This is a genomic window from Clostridium sp. CX1, assembly GCF_025398335.1.
Taxonomy (GTDB): Bacteria; Bacillota; Clostridia; order Clostridiales; family Clostridiaceae; genus Clostridium_AM; species Clostridium_AM tanneri.
Window position 1 is genome coordinate 1 of sequence record NZ_JAODOO010000030.1, and the last position, 18,255, is coordinate 18,255.

At 32.8% G+C, this 18,255-nt stretch carries 15 protein-coding genes; 5 read left to right on the forward strand and 10 right to left on the reverse strand.

The window, feature by feature from the left end:
* Positions 1–1,049: PLP-dependent aminotransferase family protein (locus N4T77_RS19500; protein WP_261673535.1), on the reverse strand; the 1,049-nt coding region annotated here is incomplete at its 3' end.
* A gap of 213 nt (positions 1,050–1,262) precedes the next feature.
* On the opposite strand from N4T77_RS19500, the gene N4T77_RS19505 reads away from it, so the two are divergent.
* Positions 1,263–2,153, forward strand: coding sequence for a sulfite exporter TauE/SafE family protein (locus tag N4T77_RS19505; protein ID WP_261673536.1), 891 nt, complete (start codon positions 1,263–1,265; stop codon positions 2,151–2,153).
* A gap of 79 nt (positions 2,154–2,232) precedes the next feature.
* Here N4T77_RS19505 and N4T77_RS19510 read toward each other — a convergent pair whose 3' ends face one another.
* From N4T77_RS19510 to N4T77_RS19545, 8 genes are all read right to left on the reverse strand, one after another.
* Entirely contained in the window at positions 2,233–3,192 is a 960-nt protein-coding gene (locus tag N4T77_RS19510) for an ABC transporter substrate-binding protein (protein WP_261673537.1), read from the reverse strand.
* Between the two features lie 15 nt (positions 3,193–3,207).
* The gene (locus N4T77_RS19515; RefSeq protein ID WP_261673538.1) at positions 3,208–3,963 is read right to left on the reverse strand and encodes an ABC transporter ATP-binding protein; all 756 of its coding nucleotides are present in this window, start codon (positions 3,961–3,963) and stop codon (positions 3,208–3,210) included.
* Positions 3,926–4,819, reverse strand: a complete 894-nt coding sequence (locus N4T77_RS19520) for an ABC transporter permease (RefSeq protein WP_261673539.1) — start codon at positions 4,817–4,819, stop codon at positions 3,926–3,928. Before N4T77_RS19520 ends, N4T77_RS19515 begins: the two co-directional genes overlap by 38 nt.
* A gap of 385 nt (positions 4,820–5,204) precedes the next feature.
* Entirely contained in the window at positions 5,205–6,854 is a 1,650-nt protein-coding gene (locus tag N4T77_RS19525; protein ID WP_261673540.1) for an amidohydrolase, read from the reverse strand.
* 63 nt (positions 6,855–6,917) lie between these two features.
* Positions 6,918–8,375, reverse strand: a complete 1,458-nt coding sequence (locus N4T77_RS19530; protein WP_261673541.1) for a sodium:solute symporter family protein — start codon at positions 8,373–8,375, stop codon at positions 6,918–6,920.
* Between the two features lie 24 nt (positions 8,376–8,399).
* Positions 8,400–9,263 carry a 3-methyl-2-oxobutanoate hydroxymethyltransferase gene (gene panB, locus N4T77_RS19535; RefSeq protein ID WP_261673549.1) on the reverse strand — a complete coding sequence of 288 codons (864 nt, stop codon included), beginning with the start codon at positions 9,261–9,263 and terminating at the stop codon, positions 8,400–8,402.
* A 327-nt stretch (positions 9,264–9,590) separates the two neighbouring features.
* Positions 9,591–10,352, reverse strand: coding sequence for an IclR family transcriptional regulator (locus N4T77_RS19540; protein ID WP_261673542.1), 762 nt, complete (start codon positions 10,350–10,352; stop codon positions 9,591–9,593).
* Between the two features lie 58 nt (positions 10,353–10,410).
* A complete protein-coding gene (locus tag N4T77_RS19545; protein ID WP_261673543.1) occupies positions 10,411–11,325 on the reverse strand; it encodes a ketopantoate reductase family protein in 915 nt (304 codons plus the stop codon).
* Between the two features lie 264 nt (positions 11,326–11,589).
* Between N4T77_RS19545 and N4T77_RS19550 the strand changes: the two genes are divergently transcribed.
* From N4T77_RS19550 to N4T77_RS19565, 4 genes are all read left to right on the forward strand, one after another.
* The gene (locus N4T77_RS19550) at positions 11,590–12,276 is read left to right on the forward strand and encodes an ABC transporter ATP-binding protein (RefSeq protein WP_261673544.1); all 687 of its coding nucleotides are present in this window, start codon (positions 11,590–11,592) and stop codon (positions 12,274–12,276) included.
* A gap of 24 nt (positions 12,277–12,300) precedes the next feature.
* Positions 12,301–14,787: an ABC transporter permease gene (locus N4T77_RS19555; protein WP_261673545.1), complete on the forward strand. Its 2,487-nt coding sequence runs from the start codon at positions 12,301–12,303 to the stop codon at positions 14,785–14,787.
* 285 nt (positions 14,788–15,072) lie between these two features.
* Positions 15,073–15,765 (forward strand): response regulator transcription factor, encoded by a 693-nt coding sequence (locus N4T77_RS19560; protein WP_261673546.1) that lies wholly within the window; start codon positions 15,073–15,075, stop codon positions 15,763–15,765.
* A 28-nt stretch (positions 15,766–15,793) separates the two neighbouring features.
* Positions 15,794–17,035, forward strand: a complete 1,242-nt coding sequence (locus N4T77_RS19565; protein WP_261673547.1) for a HAMP domain-containing sensor histidine kinase — start codon at positions 15,794–15,796, stop codon at positions 17,033–17,035.
* A 138-nt stretch (positions 17,036–17,173) separates the two neighbouring features.
* Here the strand turns inward: N4T77_RS19565 and N4T77_RS19570 are convergent, their stop codons facing one another.
* Complete coding sequence (locus N4T77_RS19570; RefSeq protein ID WP_261673548.1) at positions 17,174–18,007, reverse strand: PhzF family phenazine biosynthesis protein; 834 nt, start codon at positions 18,005–18,007, stop codon at positions 17,174–17,176.
* Between the last annotated feature and the right edge of the window lie 248 nt (positions 18,008–18,255).

Sequence of the window (18,255 nt, forward strand, 5' to 3'; positions counted from 1 at the left end):
AGTCTTTCCGCCTCCCTTGAAGCTATCATACGGGATGCTAGTTCAACAAGAAATGGAGACAATGTGAGATTTATGTTATACAAAGCATTTGATAAATCACTTTTATATTTTTCAGGCGTCACTACATAAGCAAGGCGAAGTCCTGGAGCTACTGTTTTCGAAAAACTGGCAATATATATGGTCTGTTCCGGTGCATAATTTGCAACTGCCTTTTGTGGATGCTCATTCAACAAACTGTGAATTCCATCCTCTATTACAATAAGATTTAATTTCCTTGAAATATCTGCAATCATTTTTCTACAAGCCTTTGACATTATATGTGTTGTTGGATTTTGATAATCCGGCATAATGTATATGCCTTTAATTTTTTCATTTTTCCAGGCGTAAATCAATGCTTCTTTACTCATTTCATTGTTTTCCTGACGAATAGGAACTAATTGGATGCCTAACATTTTAGCAGCGGTTATGAATCCCGGATAAGTTAGCGGGTCTGTTCCAATTCGGTCTCCTGTCTTGAAAAGTCCCGCTAAAATTGCTGCAATAGCATTTTGACCTCCACTTGCTGGCAGAAGGTGTTCTGCCGTTGTTTCATATCCTGCATTACTGATTAGTTTGAGCGCCGCTTCTTTTTGCCATAAAACTCCTTCCGGTCTGCCATATTGGAATAGGTTACCTAAATTTGGTTCAGTAAGAATTTTCTTAATCAAATTGTTTGTTTCTTCATGGGATGTAGTCTCAGGAAAGACTGAACCCATTTCAATCAACTGTGGTGCATCATAATTAGGTGCAAGATAAGTATTCGCCAATGCACCATATGCTACAAATGTGCCACTACCAACTCTTCCGCTAAGCAGTCCTTTATCCTCACAAACCTTAAAGGCTCTTTTAATAGTGCTTACATTAATATCTAGGTAGTCAGCCAACTCTCTTTGTGGAGGTAATTTTGTTCCTGGAAGTAGTGCGCCACTTTGAATATCCACCTCTAACAGCTCTGCAATGGCTAAGTATAACGGTTGACTGCTCTCAGTCAATTTTGGTTTCCAACTCATGGGGTAATTTTCAAAAGAATTCACAGGCATAGACATCATCCATTCTTATCTTAATATTTTAAGCTCAATTATATAATTGAGTGCTTAAATTTGCAATATCAAAATTTCAATTTCACAAATTTAAACTATATTGAAAAAAGAGAGAATTTATTGTAAAATTAAATCACTATAAATAGAAAATACTCGAAAACAATAAAAACAAGGGGGATAAATATGTTAAAAATCGTACTATTATTTATGGTAGCAAGCAGTATCTGGTATTCTTTCATACTCATCAAAGACTATATTAAAAAGAAAAAGGAAGGTACTTTAGAGGAAGGAAGCTTTATAAAACTTGGACTTATTGGTATGTTAGCTAACTTTTTTGATACTCTAGGAATAGGAAGTTTTGCCATAGAAACTTCATTATTCAAAAATTTCAAGTTAATAGAGGATAAAAAACTTCCAGGAACCTTGAATGTGGCTAATACTATACCTACTATATTAGAGGCACTTATATTTATGACAGTTATAAAGATAGAACCTGTAACACTTTTTAGTATGTTAGCAGCTGCAGTTCTAGGTGCTGTAGTAGGTGCTAAAGTAGTTTCCAAATTTGATGAAAAAACTATTCAGATTTCCATGGGTTTAGCCCTTTTAGCAGTAGCTGCACTTATGGTTGCAGGACAATTAAAGCTTTTCCCTGTAGGCGGAAATGAAACTGCTCTTACAGGAGTCAAGCTAATAATTGGACTTGCTGGTAACTTCCTATTCGGTGCACTTATGACCATAGGTATAGGACTTTATGCTCCTTGTATGGCTTTAGTCTTTGCACTAGGCATGGGGCCTCAAGTAGCTTTCCCTATAATGATGGGATCCTGTGCATTATTAATGCCTTTTTCATCTTATCAATTCATAAAAAATGGAGCCTATTCAACAAAGGCCTCAGTGGCTATAGCTATTTTAGGTTCTATAGGCGTATTAATAGCTGCATATGTTGTAAAATCACTGCCTTTAGATATTTTAAAATGGGTAGTTGCCTGCGTAATAGTATATACCTCCTTTATTATGTTTAAATCCTCAAAGGCTAATACTAAAAAACAATCTGATGTTTATACAGCTTAAAACCATATATCAGAATTAAAAAAGGAATGTGTCACAGCATTCCTTTTTTAATTCCTGTCTTAATAAGTATACTTGAAAATTACTTGGTTTTGATATATTTAACATTCTCCATTGAAGGTTTTTCAATATTCAGCTTTTTTAGACTATCTTCATTTATATATACATCAGTTTCATTTGATATTTTAATTGGCATTTTAGAAATATCTTCTCCCTCTAATACTGAAACTGCCATTTTTCCTGTTTCGTAACCTAATTTATAGTAATTAATTCCTACGGTAGCAAGGGCTCCTGCTTCTACACTTCCCTTTTCCGCTGCAATTATAGGAATCTTTGCCTCTAATGTATGCTTAGCTATTATAGGCATTGATGATACAACTAATTGGTCTGTAGGTACATATAGTACATCTATCTTTTTTACTAAACTAGCTATATTACTGTTTACATCATTCGTACTGGTTACTCCTGCTGGAATAATTTCGTAACCCTTGGCAACCTTTTTTAGTTCATTTAATTGAACTTCTGAATTTACTTCACTTGTATTATATATAAATCCTATTTTCTTCGCCTTTGGTACAAGTTTCTTTATTAAATCCAACTGTTTTTCCACCGGTAAGTAGTCTGAGGTTCCCGATACGTTAGTTTCAGGCTTTTCTACAGATTTAACTAATTCAGCTTTTGCTGGATCAGTAACAGAGCTAATCATTATTGGTATTTTCTTTGTTGTATTAAATGCTCCCTGTGCTGCTGGAGTACCTATAGCAAAAATTAAGTCTTTCTTATCTGAGGAAAATTTCTTTGCTATAGTTTGAGCTACTGCTATATCTCCCTGAGCATTTTGATAGTCTATTTTTATATTTTCTCCTTCTTTATATCCCCCTTTCTCAAGAGCTTTTATAAATCCTTTTCTGTTCTCATCTAAGGCAACATACTCTACAATTTGACTTATACCTATATTTATTACTTTCTTTTTACTCTCTGTTTTTGCACAGCCTGTCATCACACTAGCAGCTATTAATATTCCAACAACTATCTTTTTCATAATCCCATCTCCTCTTTATACTGCATATTCAAATTTTTTTAATATGTCCTCTACAGTTATTTCCTTCTTTTTCTTCTCATCTAAATCCAAGATAACTTCACCTTTATGTAACATAATAAGTCTGTTACCATACTCTATTGCATCTTTTAAATTGTGAGTTACCATCAACGTAATAATATTTTTTTCTTTCACAATTTTTTCCGTAAGTTTCATCACCTCTTTAGAGGTTTTAGGATCTAAGGCAGCGGTATGTTCATCTAAAAGCAATAGTTTTGGTTCACATATGCTTGCCATTATTAGTGATAAAGCTTGTCTTTGTCCTCCTGAAAGATATTTCACCTCTACGTCTAGCATGCCTTTTAAATCTAGGGATATGCCTTCTAGTAATTTTCTTAGGTAGTCTGTTTTGTATCTTAGACAATATTTAAGGTTAGTCAATTTTCCCTTATTTAGTGCTAAAGATAAATTTTCTCTTACTGTCATAGAAGGGCATGTACCTAATGCTGGATTTTGAAAAACCCTGCTTATAATCCTAGTTCTTTTATGCTCAGGCATTTTAGTTATATCCTTATCTTGAAGTAAAATGCTGCCTGAAGTTTCTTCAATTACCCCTGAAATTATATTTAATAGCGTTGATTTACCAGTACCATTGCTGCCAATTATGCTTACAAAGTCACCTTTATTAATCTTTAGATTAAGGTTTGAGAACAGCTTGTTTTCACCTATGTAGTTATTATGAAAGCTTTTTGATAAGTTTTGAATTTTTAACATTTATAATCCACCTCCCCATTTTTTTCTCTTCATTGTTTTTAACTCCTCTGACAGCTAAGAATATAATAATTACTAAGGATGTTATCATCTTTAGGTCAACTGGAGTTAGTCCTACATTCATGGCAAAATATATAGTAACTTGGTAAATCAATGTGCCTAATATTACAAGAGTTGTGTCCTTAATAAGCGTTTTCTTTTTTATTATTGATGTTCCAATAATTATTGATGCTATTCCTAAAACTAGTGTGCCAATTCCCATAGAAATATCAGAAAAGCCTTGGTATTGAGCCATCATGCTTCCTGAAAGTGCTATAAGTCCATTAGATAGCATAAGTCCTAATATTTTAATGCTTCCTACCTCTATTCCTAAGGATTTAATCATCTGAGGATTATCTCCAACAGCCTTCAGGGTATACCCTAGTCCTGTTTTCAAAAATACATCAATGAAAACTTTAACTATGACTACAAGAATAAAGGCAATTATTAAAGGATTAAAATCAGAGAATATATTTGCTTGGCTAAATATAGGAATATTAGCCTTTCCCATAATTCTTAAATTTAATGAATACAAAATTCCCATTACTAAAATTCCAGAAAGTAAATTTGATATCTTAAGCTTTACATGTAGTATTCCTGTTAAAAACCCTGCTGCTAATCCAGCTAATAGAGCAATCAACATAGCTGAGGCAGGAGATACTCCTTTCTTTAACATTGTAACTATTATTGCTGCTCCTAAAGTAAAACTTCCATCTGCAGATAAATCAGGAAAGTCTAAAATTTTATAACTTATATAAACCCCCAATACCATAATTGATAAGATTAAGCTTTGAACTAATACACCTGATGCTGCTTCCATAAAAATTCTCCCTTCCATATTTTTTTGTATGCAAAAAGCCACATGGTACTCCATGTGGCCTGTAAATGCATACAAAAAGTCGAAAAAGCCACATAGACTATCTATGTGGCTTCTATAAAATAATTACTGAAAAACTTATACTTTATAGCCAACATAGATACAAACCTTTTAATTCCATGAATTAGGTGGTTTGTACCTATGTAAAATTATTAGGTACAAACCTATCTAAATTGGCTATTAAATACAACTTGCATTGTTATACTTGATAAGTTTTTCATAATTAATTCCTCCTAAAAATTTATTGTTACCAGTGTATCACTTTCATTTATTAAAGTCAAGTAACTTTTTATTAAAAGATAATATTACAGTATTATTGTTGCAGCATCTATTTTCTCTCATACTCAATTTTTCCATCAATCATAGTCATATCAACTTTGATATCAAGTATCTTATCCTGTGGGTATGCTAGAATATCCTCAGATAAAACAACTATATCAGCCAGCTTGCCAACCTCGATACTTCCCTTAATTTTTTCTTCATAACTTGAATAAGCTCCGTTATAGGTGTAAAGTCTTATTGCTTCTAGCATAGTGATTTTCTGAGTTTGATCTACTGGTTCATTTGTTACTCTGTCAGTTCTATTTACACAGGCATCTAATATAGACATTGATTCTACAGGGCCTGAAGGAGCATCACTTCCGATTGAAACCATAATTCCTGCATCAATCATACTTCTAAGAGCAGCAAAATATTTCATTCTTTCACCATAGAACTTGAAATAATTTCTTCCATTCCATGCGATAAATCCAGGGTTTACACTTGGGCAAATATTTAGTTTAGCCATCCTGTCAATGAGATCCTGATCTACAATGGCACAGTGTTCTATTCTGTGTCTTGCACCTGGTCTTGGATTGGTTTCAAAGGCCTTTTCATAACCTTCCACCATAAACTCTACAGCTAAGTCACCAACAGCATGAGCTGATGCCTGACAGTCAGCATCGTTTATCATCTTAATATAATCTGCTACCTCTTCCCTTTCCCAGCCAAGAATACCAGGCATGTTAGGATCGTGACAGTAAGGCTCTCTTGTTGCACAGGAAGGTCCGCTGGTGCCGCCATCTATCATAAATTTACAAGTACCAATTTTAAAATGTTCATCTCCTATTCCAGACTGAAGTCCTAGTTTAAGGAAATGATCGTTATCTTCAATGGAAACCGGTTTTCCAAAGATACTATGAAGCATCATGTATTCTCTAATCTTAAATTCTCTAGATCTACAAAGACTCTGCATAATGTGATAGGATGGTCTATCACACTCCCCTGCATCATGTACAGAGGTTACTCCATTTCTAAGAAGTAAATCATTTGATTTCATAGCAGCAGCCTTCTGCTGTTCATCAGTATAAACTACCTTGCTCCAAAGATAAAAATGTGTGTGATCTTTGACCATACCAGTTAACTTGCCATTTTCAACTACTACCTCATCATGAGCAAACTTTTTAGCATCTTCTGCAGTGTATATTCCTACTGCATTTAGAGCAGCTGTATTATACATGCAAATATGTCCACAGGTTCTCATGCACTGTACAGGGTTATTTGGCGCAGCTTCGTCCATTTCTTCTATTGTTATATGCCTTTTTTCTTCTACTCTGTTTTGATCATAGCCCATCATTGAAATCCACTCACCAGGTTTTCTCTTTGCAGCAGCTTTTTTTATTAATTCGACAATATCCTTAATTGATTTACAATTAGCATATCCAGTATTTATAATTGCAGCATCTTCTGTGTTTTCGAAGAATCCATTTAAGATAGGATGATAGTGAGTATCAATAAAGCCAGGCGTTAAAGCACGGCCTTTAAGATCAATAACCTTAGTATTAGAATCAATAATCTTTTCTAATCCTTCATTATCCCCTACGTAAACTATCTTGTTATCCTTTACAGCTACTGCCTCAGCAATTTCATCCTTCTGGTTTACTGTAATTACCTTTCCATTTTTAAAAGCATAGTCTGCATATGAATAATCAAAAACCATTTTATTTCCTCCCAATTCTAAGAACTATTTTAATCAAAACAAATAAATACTACTTATATTTATTTATTGCATCGACTCCATCTCTATTTCTTTCTTTCCTTCTTTAAAGGCTTTAGCTGGGAATGCATACATCATTATAGCCATTATAATAAGTGATACAATCATTCCAGTAGTTTGAGCATTTAGAATCCCAAATAGTTTCACTTTGATACCAAAGGTCAGAATAATTGTAACTGCAACACCTAAAATTGCTGAAACTGAAGCTGCTGCTGCAGTAGGACGATTTGAAAATATACCAAAAAGTAATGGTGCTGTTAAGGATACAGACATTAGCGTATAGAAAATTGAAAGAGCAGTTATTATATTAGGAAGTAATAGGGACATTCCAACACCAAGAACTCCGCAAATAAAAGTAACATATCTACTTAGTTTAAGCAGTTCAATATCTGTAGTTTTAGGCTTAAAGAAGGTTTTATATATATCATTGGTGAAGGATGTGGTTAACATATATAGAACAGTATCTGCGGTACTTATTTCTGCTGCAAAAACTGCTGCTAAAGCTATTGCTGACACCCAGGTAGGTAGTAACTCTTTCATTGCTGTAGGCAATGCTAAATCCTGTTGTGTTAAATGTGGAAACATTGCGAAGGTACACATTCCAAGTATTGCTGGAATAAATGCAAAGACAAACTGCACAATTGCATTATAGGTAGTGCCTTTTCTTATGGTAGATTTGTCCTTAGAACCAAATACTATTCCAACTAGACCAGGAGATACGAAGAAGGAAGGAGTAAGCATAAAGAAGTATCCTATTATTACGGTAGCCCCTAAACCAAAGAAACTAAAATAACTATTTGTTTTAGCTACATCTGCCAAATTTGCTGATACCATTGTGTGTAGTCCGCTAAAACCTCCAACGTGTCCTAGTGCAAAAGGCACTGCTATTATAAATCCTGCTAAGACTACTACTAATTTTAATATTCCTACATATGCAGCAGATACTATTCCTCCAAAGGCAAAGTATATTGTAACAACTAATGCACCAATAATTACTCCTGTAGTTTTAGGCACATCTGCAATAACATTTAATATCCAAGCAACACCCATAAGCTGTCCTGCAAATAGTGCTAAGGTTCCAATTGCCATCATTGTAGAAAAAACACCTTTAAACTTTTTGGAATATCTCTTATCTAAAAAGTCACCGGCTGTAAGTAAGTTATATTTAACAGATAATTCCCAAACCTTTGGTCCTACGAAAAATGCAAGAACTAAACTTCCAATACCTGACATGATCATCCACCAAACTGCTGATATACCAGAGGTATATGCAAGCCCTGTAATACCAACAGTAGAGCCAGCCCCTATATTTCCTCCTATTAATGTAGCAAAGAGTAGTCCAGAATTAAATCTTCTTCCTGCAACTATAAAGTCACTTCCACTCTTTACAAATTTAGATACCACTACGCTTATAATTATTAGAGCTATACAATATAAGGCAATTCCCAATATATAAATATTCATATTTTTATGCCCCCTAATAATATTTTAATATAGTTTTTTTAGTACTTCTTCCTTCAGTTCTCCTGCACAAGCACCTTCTTCATATCCTGGCACCTTTGCATTAAAACTGAATTCAGGTGAAGGGAAAGTTCCCTCAAGAGTTTCTTTGTGGAATTGATTAAGGCCTTCTACCATGGCAGTTCTAATTTGTGCAAATTGTTTAACAAATTTCGGTTTAAAATCTCCATACATTCCTAATAAGTCCTGTGTAACCAATACTTGACAATCCACATCAGGTCCCGCTCCAATACCTAATACAGGGACTTTAACAGCCTTCGCCATTGCTCTAGCCACACAACTAGGAACACATTCAAGAACAATAGAAAATACACCTGCTTTTTCAATTGTCTTAGCATCTTCAATGAGCTTTGCAGCACTTTCAGGAGTAGAGCCCTGTACTCTGAAACCTCCAAGCTGGCTGGTAGTTTGTGGTGTAAGTCCTAAATGGCCCATTACCGGTATTCCTGCTTTAACAATGGCTTTAATTTTATCTGCCATTTCAATGCCGCCTTCTAACTTTATACAGTCACAGCCAGTTTCTTTAATAAGTCGATTTGCATTGGCAATAGCCTGCTCACAGCTAACATTATAAGATCCAAAAGGCATATCTCCAACAATAAATGTATTAGGAGCACCTTTAACTACTGGACGAATGTGGTGAATCATGTCTTCCATAGTAACAGCAGTTGTACTTGTGTAACCTAACATAATCATAGCAAGTGAATCACCTACTAGAATAACCTCACACTCACTGTCATTTACAATAGAAGCTGTTGTATAATCATAAGCTGTTACATAGGTAAACTTTTTACCTTCATCCTTATACTTTTGGAAATCTAAAACAGTCATTTTCTTTTTCACTTTTATTCCTCCCTTTAACAGTTCTACATTGTAGAACTGAATTCCATTATTGTTTTATATTTAATATATATTCTTTATAAATTGAAAAATTACCATTATTTTTCATATTTTATTATTAAATTAAAAATTAATAGGAATTCACTTATGAATTTAAACAATTTTATAAGATATTTTTAGCTACTTTTAATATAAAAGCTTTAGCACTGAAAATAAGATTATCTTCAGTGCTAAACTCTGTTTATATGAATTACTGCAGGCCTTACTATAAACTTCTTAATAAAACTTAATCTAATTTGGCAGGATTCTCTCCTACTATCAGTTGGATACAAATCCACTATGCATTGATATCCTTAAGGCAGTCTCCTGTAATAATCTAACATATATCTGTTTTTTTTCTTCTTCCATCCTAACTGCAGGGGTAGCAATACTTATTACAGCAATAGCATTGTTTAATTGATCCTTTATTGGTACTGCAATGCATATAAGCCCCTCTATATACTCTCCATCATCTAAGGCGTATCCATTTCTTCTTATCTCTTCCAGATTACTCATAAGTTTTTCTGCAGAATCTATAGTATTATTGTTTATTTTAGTTAACTTCAATTGAGAAATATCTAAATCTCTTTTAAAAGCTATAAATGCCTTTCCAAGGGCGCTGCAGTGAACAGGTACCCTTTTCCCTACCTCAAGCTCTATTCTTAAAGGCTCTGCAGTAATAATTTTATCTAGAAATACAACTTCATTTTTATCTACAATGGCAAAGTTAACAGTCTCATGACACTTTTCAAATAATTCCTCTAAGTATGGTCTTACGATTTTCTTTAATGGAATTCTATTTGCAACTTTATTACCTAGTTCAAATATTTTTAGTGTTGCATAATATTTGTTGTTTTCTTTGTTTTGATCAACATATCCCATTGTCTTAAAGGTTCCAAGTATTCTGTGTACTGTACTTTTTCCCATGCCAAAGGAGTTTGACATCTCTAATATACTTACCTCACCGTTGTCTACTAAATATTCTAGTATATTTAAAGACCTAATAAGTGAATTTATATTATAATCATTTTTTTGCTCCATTGCTTATCTCCCTTTCAATATATAGTGAAGCTCTACGGTAATCTATTTTATCTATTGCTTAAATACCTTTTTCTAATGATTTAATCATATTAGTAAGTACAAGATTTACAGGGGTACTAATTAAATACTTTTCACCTTCTTTTACAATAGCTCCATTAATTGTATCTATTTCTGTTTTTCTTTTATTTAAAATATCCTGAAGCATAGAGGATTTATTTTCAGAAGTATTATAGGTAACCTCCATAACTTTTTTTATCATAGCTTCTTCATCAAAAATAATCCCTGATGCCTTTGCTACTTTAACAGCTTCCTTAACTGCCATTGTCATAAGATCTTTTGTTTCCTCAAATTTTAGAAGTTTTCCATTCTCCACTTTAAATATAGCGGTAAGAGCATTGATTCCTACATTGATTATTAGCTTGGACCATATAAGTTCCATAACATTATCTGAAATAATAGTACTAAAGCCTGCCTCTCTCAAAAGCTTAGCTATATTATGAATTCTTTTATCTTCCTTCTTCACAACTAAGCCAATATGAGTTTCTCCTGTGCCTCCATGTTTAATATGAGCCGGTGCCAACATTGTTGCTCCATGGGCAGTAGTCCCTGCTATAACATTATCAATTTTTACATATTTGTATATCTGATCTATATTTCCGTAACCATTCTGCAGGCTAAGTACCATAGTGTCTGGTCCCAAAAGAGCTGAGTTTTTCTCTAGTGCCATACCTGTCATAATAGACTTAACAAAGATTATAGCTAAATCAACATGTCCAACAGTCTCAGCAGTGGTTACAGCCTTTGGATGAACCACTATATCTTTATCTGCCTCTTCTATCTTAAGACCACTTTTATTTATGGCCTCTATATGTTCCTGCCATATATCAACTAAATATACCTCCTTGGCAACCTTTGAAAGATAGCCACCATACAAGCTACCCATTGCCCCTGCACCTATTATAGCAATTTTCACAATAAATACCCCCTCATATATATTGTTTTATTTGATGAAAAACTTTCATGTATTATACATTGCTTTTATTCTATACAGTAGAACTCAGTTCCACCTTTACTATAAAGATATTCAGTAAAAACTTTTTAATTCCTACCAATATGGTATTTTACCTTGTCTTACTAAATTGTAAGATAGTTTGAGACTTTTGTAAGTCTATAGACATAGAGCTAAAAACAGTAATTGGATATAATTAATCCATAGTATAAAAAAGGAGCGATATTTATGAAGATATTAGAAGTTAAAAATTTAAATAAGACCTATGGTAGTGGAGAAAACAAGGTAGAAGCACTTAAAAACGTGAATTTATCCGTTAACAAAGGAGAATTTGTTGCCATTGTAGGTGCATCAGGTTCCGGTAAAAGTACATTGCTTCATTTATTAGGAGGGCTGGATAAACCTACAACAGGCAGCATTATTATTGATGGTGAAAATATTTATGATTATAAAGAAGAAAAGCTTGCCATATTCAGAAGACGTAAGATAGGATTTATCTTTCAATTTTTTAACCTCATTCCTGTTTTAGATGTAGAGGAAAACATATCACTTCCAGCTCTTTTAGATAATGAGAAGGTTGATAGCACTTACCTCAATGAGATTATAGACTTATTAGGACTTACAGATAGAAAAAATCACCTTCCTTCAGAGCTTTCCGGAGGACAACAGCAGAGAGTATCTATAGGCAGAGCGCTATTAAACAGACCCTCTATTGTGCTTGCAGATGAGCCTACTGGAAACTTAGACAGTAAAAATTCAAAGGAGGTTATTGAGTTGTTAAAGTTCACTGCTAAAAAGTATAACCAAACACTTATCTTAATTACTCACGACATAAACATAGCTTCTATGGCTGATAGAGTAATCACAATACAGGACGGCGAGATAGTCTCTGATAAGTATATGAAAAACAACTAAAATTTTATAAAAGGAGTTAATATAATGATAGATTCATATAGAAAGCTTACTGGAAAGTATTTAAGAGCAACTAAGAAGAGAACTGCCCTTACTATTTTAGGAATAGTTTTATCTGTTGCGCTAATATCAACTATAGGGCTTTTCTTTCACAGTATGCAGGTATCGCAAGTGCAAGAGGCCAAAAACAACTATGGGGCATTTCATTTAATATTTCAAAAGGCAGATGAAAGCTTGGTTTCAAAAATTGCTAATAATCCTAAGGTTTCAAGATATGGCTTTTTAAGTTTTAACGAGCCAGTTGATGTGACAAATAAATTAAAGGTTACAGAAACAGCTGCTACAGATAGCGCTTTAGAACTGCTTCCTTATAGAGTCAAAGAGGGAAAGCTTCCTGACAATAATAAGGAAGTAGCAATTGAAAACTGGGTTCTTAGTTATATTGATAAAACTGCCAAAGTAGGAAGCATAATTAAGTTTAATAACAAAGAATATAAACTTACAGGTATTCTAGAAAACAATATAAGCAATCAAGTAGATAATAAAGGAATACTGTTATCTAAAAGTAATAACATTGATAAGAGTAACTCAATGCTAGTTGTAGAAATTAGCAGCAAAACAAATTTAAATACTGCTCTACGTGAACTTAAGGCTTTGGCTCCAAAGGACACTGTTGCTGAAAACGCTGAACTTCTTATGATGCTGGGCGTAGGTGAAGGTAATAGTATGAATGGATTGTATTTAACCTTAGGTATAATAATTGGAATAGTGGTTATATGTACCATTGCTGTTATATACAACTCCTTCCAGATAAGTGTAGTAGAAAGAATTAAGCAATTTGGGTTGTTGAGAGCTATAGGTGCAACACCAAAGCAAATTAGAAAGCTTGTGTTAAGGGAAGCTACCCTCTTGGCATTAATCAGCATTCCTTTAGGATTATTATTTGGAATCCTAGCAGTGAATTGTATAATTATTTCTTTCAATATAATAGGTGGAGATTCAGTATTTCCAATGAGTATTGACATCTCATTTAAAGTACTTGCTATAAGCGGAGTAATTGGTCTCCTATCCATATACATTTCTGCATTGATACCAGCTTATTTTGCAGGCAGGATATCCCCTTTAGTTGCTATAAGCAGCAGAAACTCTATAACAAAGGAAAAAATAAAGAGAAGAAAAAACAGGCTTATGCAAGGAATATTAGGTTTTGAAGGAGCCCTTGCCAGTAAAAATATAAGAAGAAACAGAAAAAGGTATAGAATTACTGTTTTTTCTGTAGTAATAAGTGTTGTGCTCTTTATTACCTTTAAATCTTTTATGGATATGAGTCTGAATATTACAAGCACACCAAATGAATCAAAGGATATGCACTTTTCTGTAATAAGAGATTATCAAGCTACAGAAGAAAATAAGGTAATAGATGAAAAAATGGTGAAAGCTTTAAATAATCTAAGTACTGTTGACAAGGTTTATAGGGTATTTGATTCCTTCTCCTTTGATGCTGCAATTAGCAAAGATAAAGAGATTAGTGAAGTTAAAGAAATTAGTGGTATATATAATCAGGTTAATGAAAAAAGTATTTTATCTAGTTCTTTAGTAGTATATGACAGTGAGTCCTTAGAGGCAGCTAAAAAATACCTGTCATCAGGTAATATTGATATAGAGAAAATTAATAAAGAAAATGGAGTAATCTTAATAAACAAAAATAAAATATTTAATGGTGCAACAAAAAAATCCTATATGGGTCCAATAGCGGATGTAAAGGTTGGAGATGAAATAGAACTTCAATATTATGATGATAAGGTAGAACAGCCTGAAAAAAAAGAATTCGGAAAAGATGCAGTTAAAAGGGTGAAGGTTATGGCTATACTTGATACTGAACCTTTTAACTACCGTGGAAATCAATCCGGTCTTAAAATGATATCTACTTCTCAGGTGGCAGAGGCTTTATCTGGCAAAAAGGATATTAAGCCGGTAAATTTAAATATTAAAATTAAAGATATACAAAGTGAAGGGAAAGCCTTAAATGACATTGAAAATGTGATAAAATCAGACCCTTCTTTAAAAACAATAAACAATATAGACAATAATAGAAAAAGTAAAACCTCAATACTTATGATGCAGATTCTAGTATATGGTTTTGTTGTAGTAGTATCTTTAATTGGAAGCGTTAACATTATAAATACACTTACTACAAACATTATATTAAGAAAAAGAGAGTTTGCAGCTTTAAAATCTATAGGCTTAACTCAAAAAGGACTTAAGAAAATGATTACTCTGGAGGGGCTTCTATATGGTCTTGTAGGCTCTATATATGGTTCTGTTATAGGATGCGCAGCCTCCTATGGAATGTATATAGGCCTAGGCAGCGTAAGAGAGTTCCCATGGACTATTCCTTGGGATGCCATAGCTATTGCGGCAGCTTCTGCAATAGTTATTGGATATATTTCAGTGCTAGCACCACTTAGAAGAATAAAAAATGAAAATTTAATTGAAGCTATTAGAGAAGAGTAAAATTATTATAGGCTGTCTTACTAAACTGTAAGACAGCCTGTTATTTTGTAAGAGAAGAGATATAGATATAAAAAGCTCTACTATATATAATTAAGGCATAGTAAATAAAAAATTTATAGGAGGAAAGCAAAAAATGGTTAAAATTAAAAATATGTTAGAAACTATTTATATATGCGTCGTATTAATGTTTTTCTCAAAAGAATTGGTTAACAAGAATATTGACAGTAGAAATAAGTTTTTTGAAGAATGTGGTATTCTGGTATAATATAGTTTGAGGTGAAACAGATGAATAAACTATTATTAGTTGAAGATGATGAATCTTTAGCATTGGGCATAGAATTCTCACTTAGGGATGAAGGTTATGAGGTGTCAAGAGCTGCAACTATTGAAGCAAGCAAAAGTCTATTTAACTCCGAGCCCTTCGATCTTCTTATATTAGATATAAATTTACCAGATGGAAGCGGATACGACCTTTGCAAATATGTTAGAGAAAAAAGTAACGTACCAATAATATTCTTAACTGCCTTGGATGATGAAGTTAATGTAATCCTTGGATTAGAAATTGGAGGAGACGACTATATAACTAAACCCTTTAGAGTAAGAGAACTTTTATCACGAGTAAAGGCTCTGCTAAGACGAAGCTCTAATAGCACTATGTCCCCTTCCAATAGGCTTATAAGTGAAGAAATAGAAGTTGATTTGGGAACTGCAATAGTTAAGAAAAGGGATTTACCAGTTACTTTAACAGCTCAGGAGTATAAACTTTTACTGATATTTATGAATAACCCAAAGATTTTAATGAAGCGTGAGAAGATACTAAGAGAACTTACAGAAGACTCTGAGGTTTTCTTTGATGAAAATACACTATCTGTTTATATTAAAAGAGTAAGAGAAAAAATAGAAGATAACCCTAGAGAACCTAAGTATATAGTTACCTTAAGGGGATTAGGCTATAAGTGGGATAAAGAAGTTACTTAGGATATTCATATAAGGAGAAGTATAAAATATGAAGAGATATTTTACAAATCCTGAGCTTAAAATGAGCTCAGTTATTCTTTTTTTATCAATGATTTTATTTTTCATAGCAAATATATTTGTTCAAAGGCTCTATTATAATGATTTAAAGAATGATTACATTAGAAGTGTGGGAGCTGTTGCAGCAAGGATAGTGGAGCATAATCCTAGCTTAGAGAAAGAAATCATGCCCCTTGTTACAAAGGAAATATCACAAGAAGATCAATCAAAAGGAAAAGCTTTCTTAAGCCAATATAGTTTAACAACAAACTTAGATAACGGACTTTTTCCTTATATAAATGAAACCTCTAAAAAGAGCAACTATTTTACTCTTTTAATATTTATAGTGATGACTGCTCTATTCTTACTACTTAACTATTTGCAGTATGCTTTTTTCTATAAAAAGATAAGAAGGCTTACTATTGGTGCAAAAAAAGTTGTGGATGGAGATTACGACTTAACTATAAATGAAAACAAGGAAGGAGACCTGTCTAAGCTTGCAGTTTCCTTTAATTCTATGAGAGAAATAATAAAAAATAATATAGGTGAACTTAAGAAGGAAAAGCAGTTTTTAGTTGACCTTTTATCAGATATATCTCATCAGCTTAAAACCCCACTATCTTCAATGGTTGTATACAATGACATTATGCTAAGTAAGGAGCTTTCTAAAGAACAAAGTAAGACATTTTTGCTAAGTAATCAAAATCAACTTGATAGAATGCATCACCTTATACATAGTATTTTAAAGCTAGCCAAGATAGATGCTAAAGCTATAGAACTTGATAGAGAAAAACAAAGTCTAAATGAAACCATACAGGAAGCAATAGATTCCTTGGAAAGCAAAGCTTTAGAGCATAGAGTTAAGGTTAACTTCATAGAAAAAGAAGAAGTTAACTTTGAACATGACAGGTTGTGGCTTGAAGAGGCATTAATTAATATTATTAAGAATGGCATAGAGCACACATTGGAAGATGGAGAAGTAACTATAAACCTTTATGAAAATCCTGTTTATAGAAGAATTATAATAGAGGATACTGGAGAAGGTATAAGGGAAGATGATTTACCTAATATTTTCAAAAGGTTTTATAAAGCAAGGACCTCTAAAAAAAGTGATTCTGTTGGTATAGGCCTAGCCCTTGCTAAATCTATAGTGGAAGCACATGAGGGTATTATTGAAGCTGAGAGCAAGATAGGTATCGGCACTAGGTTTACTTTAACCTTTCTGAAGTTTTAGAAATAGCTCATTTAATTATAGTAAATTAAGCTGCTGAAATAAGGTTATCTTATATAGACGACCTTATTTTAGTAATTTCTCATAGTTTTATAAATAATAAAAAACACTGAGCAATTAATATCTGCTGTAAACTATAACCTATATGTATAATTCACCTTTTAATACAACTATTGCTTGGCCAATTAATTCTACTCTGTTTCCAGTTAATATCCTTAATGTAATCTCTCCACCTCTATCAGAAGCTTGATATGCCTTCATTTCATCTTTGTTTAATAACTTCCCCCAATATAATGCTAACAATGTATGAACTGAACCTGTAACTGGGTCTTCATTAACTCCTGCCCATGGATTAAAATATCTAGATATAAAGTCATATTTTTCATTTCCTATGCAAGTAACTCCAACACCTTTTACATCCATTTCAAATTCTAGGCATTTCATTTTTTCAAAGTTAGGAATTAAATTTAACACTTCATTTTCTGTTTTTAAATGAATAACTAGTTTCTTTGTACTTTTTCCAATTATAGCATTTTCATAACTTTCTATTCCCATAGCTTCTAAAATGTCATTAGACAAATTAACATTTAAAGGTTCATCTATTGGAAAATTAAGAGCAATGCCTTTGTTAGTCTTATTAGCAATAAGCCTGCCACTTTTGGTTTCAAATATAATTTTTTCATTTTTGATTCCCATTTTATTAAATAGTATTTCTGAAGTTGCAATTGTTGCATGACCACATAAGTCAACTTCATATTTTGGAGTAAACCATCTCAATGAAAATATATTTGTATTATTTATATCACTACCTTCAAGTGATTGAACAAAGGCAGTTTCTGATAAATTCATTTCTTTAGCAATTAACTGCATATATTTATCCTCAATTGGCTCTTTTAAAATACATACGCCTGCTGGATTTCCATTAAAACATTCATTTGTAAATGCATCAACTTGATATACTTGTATTACTTTCATTATTCTATCCCCCTAATAATTAAAGTTTGTTATATTTAGTAAAAATCAATTATAGATAACTATGATATTTTCTACAATTGCTTCACATATATTTATTCTAGTAGTATTTCGCCACATCTTACCAATATACAGCTATCGTAGTTTTATGATTAATAAGTAAAATCTTTGAATTGCGAACTAAAAGAATACCTCAAAATCCATCTCTGAATAATGCGGTGTCCTATGACGTGATATACTAAAGTTGTAAC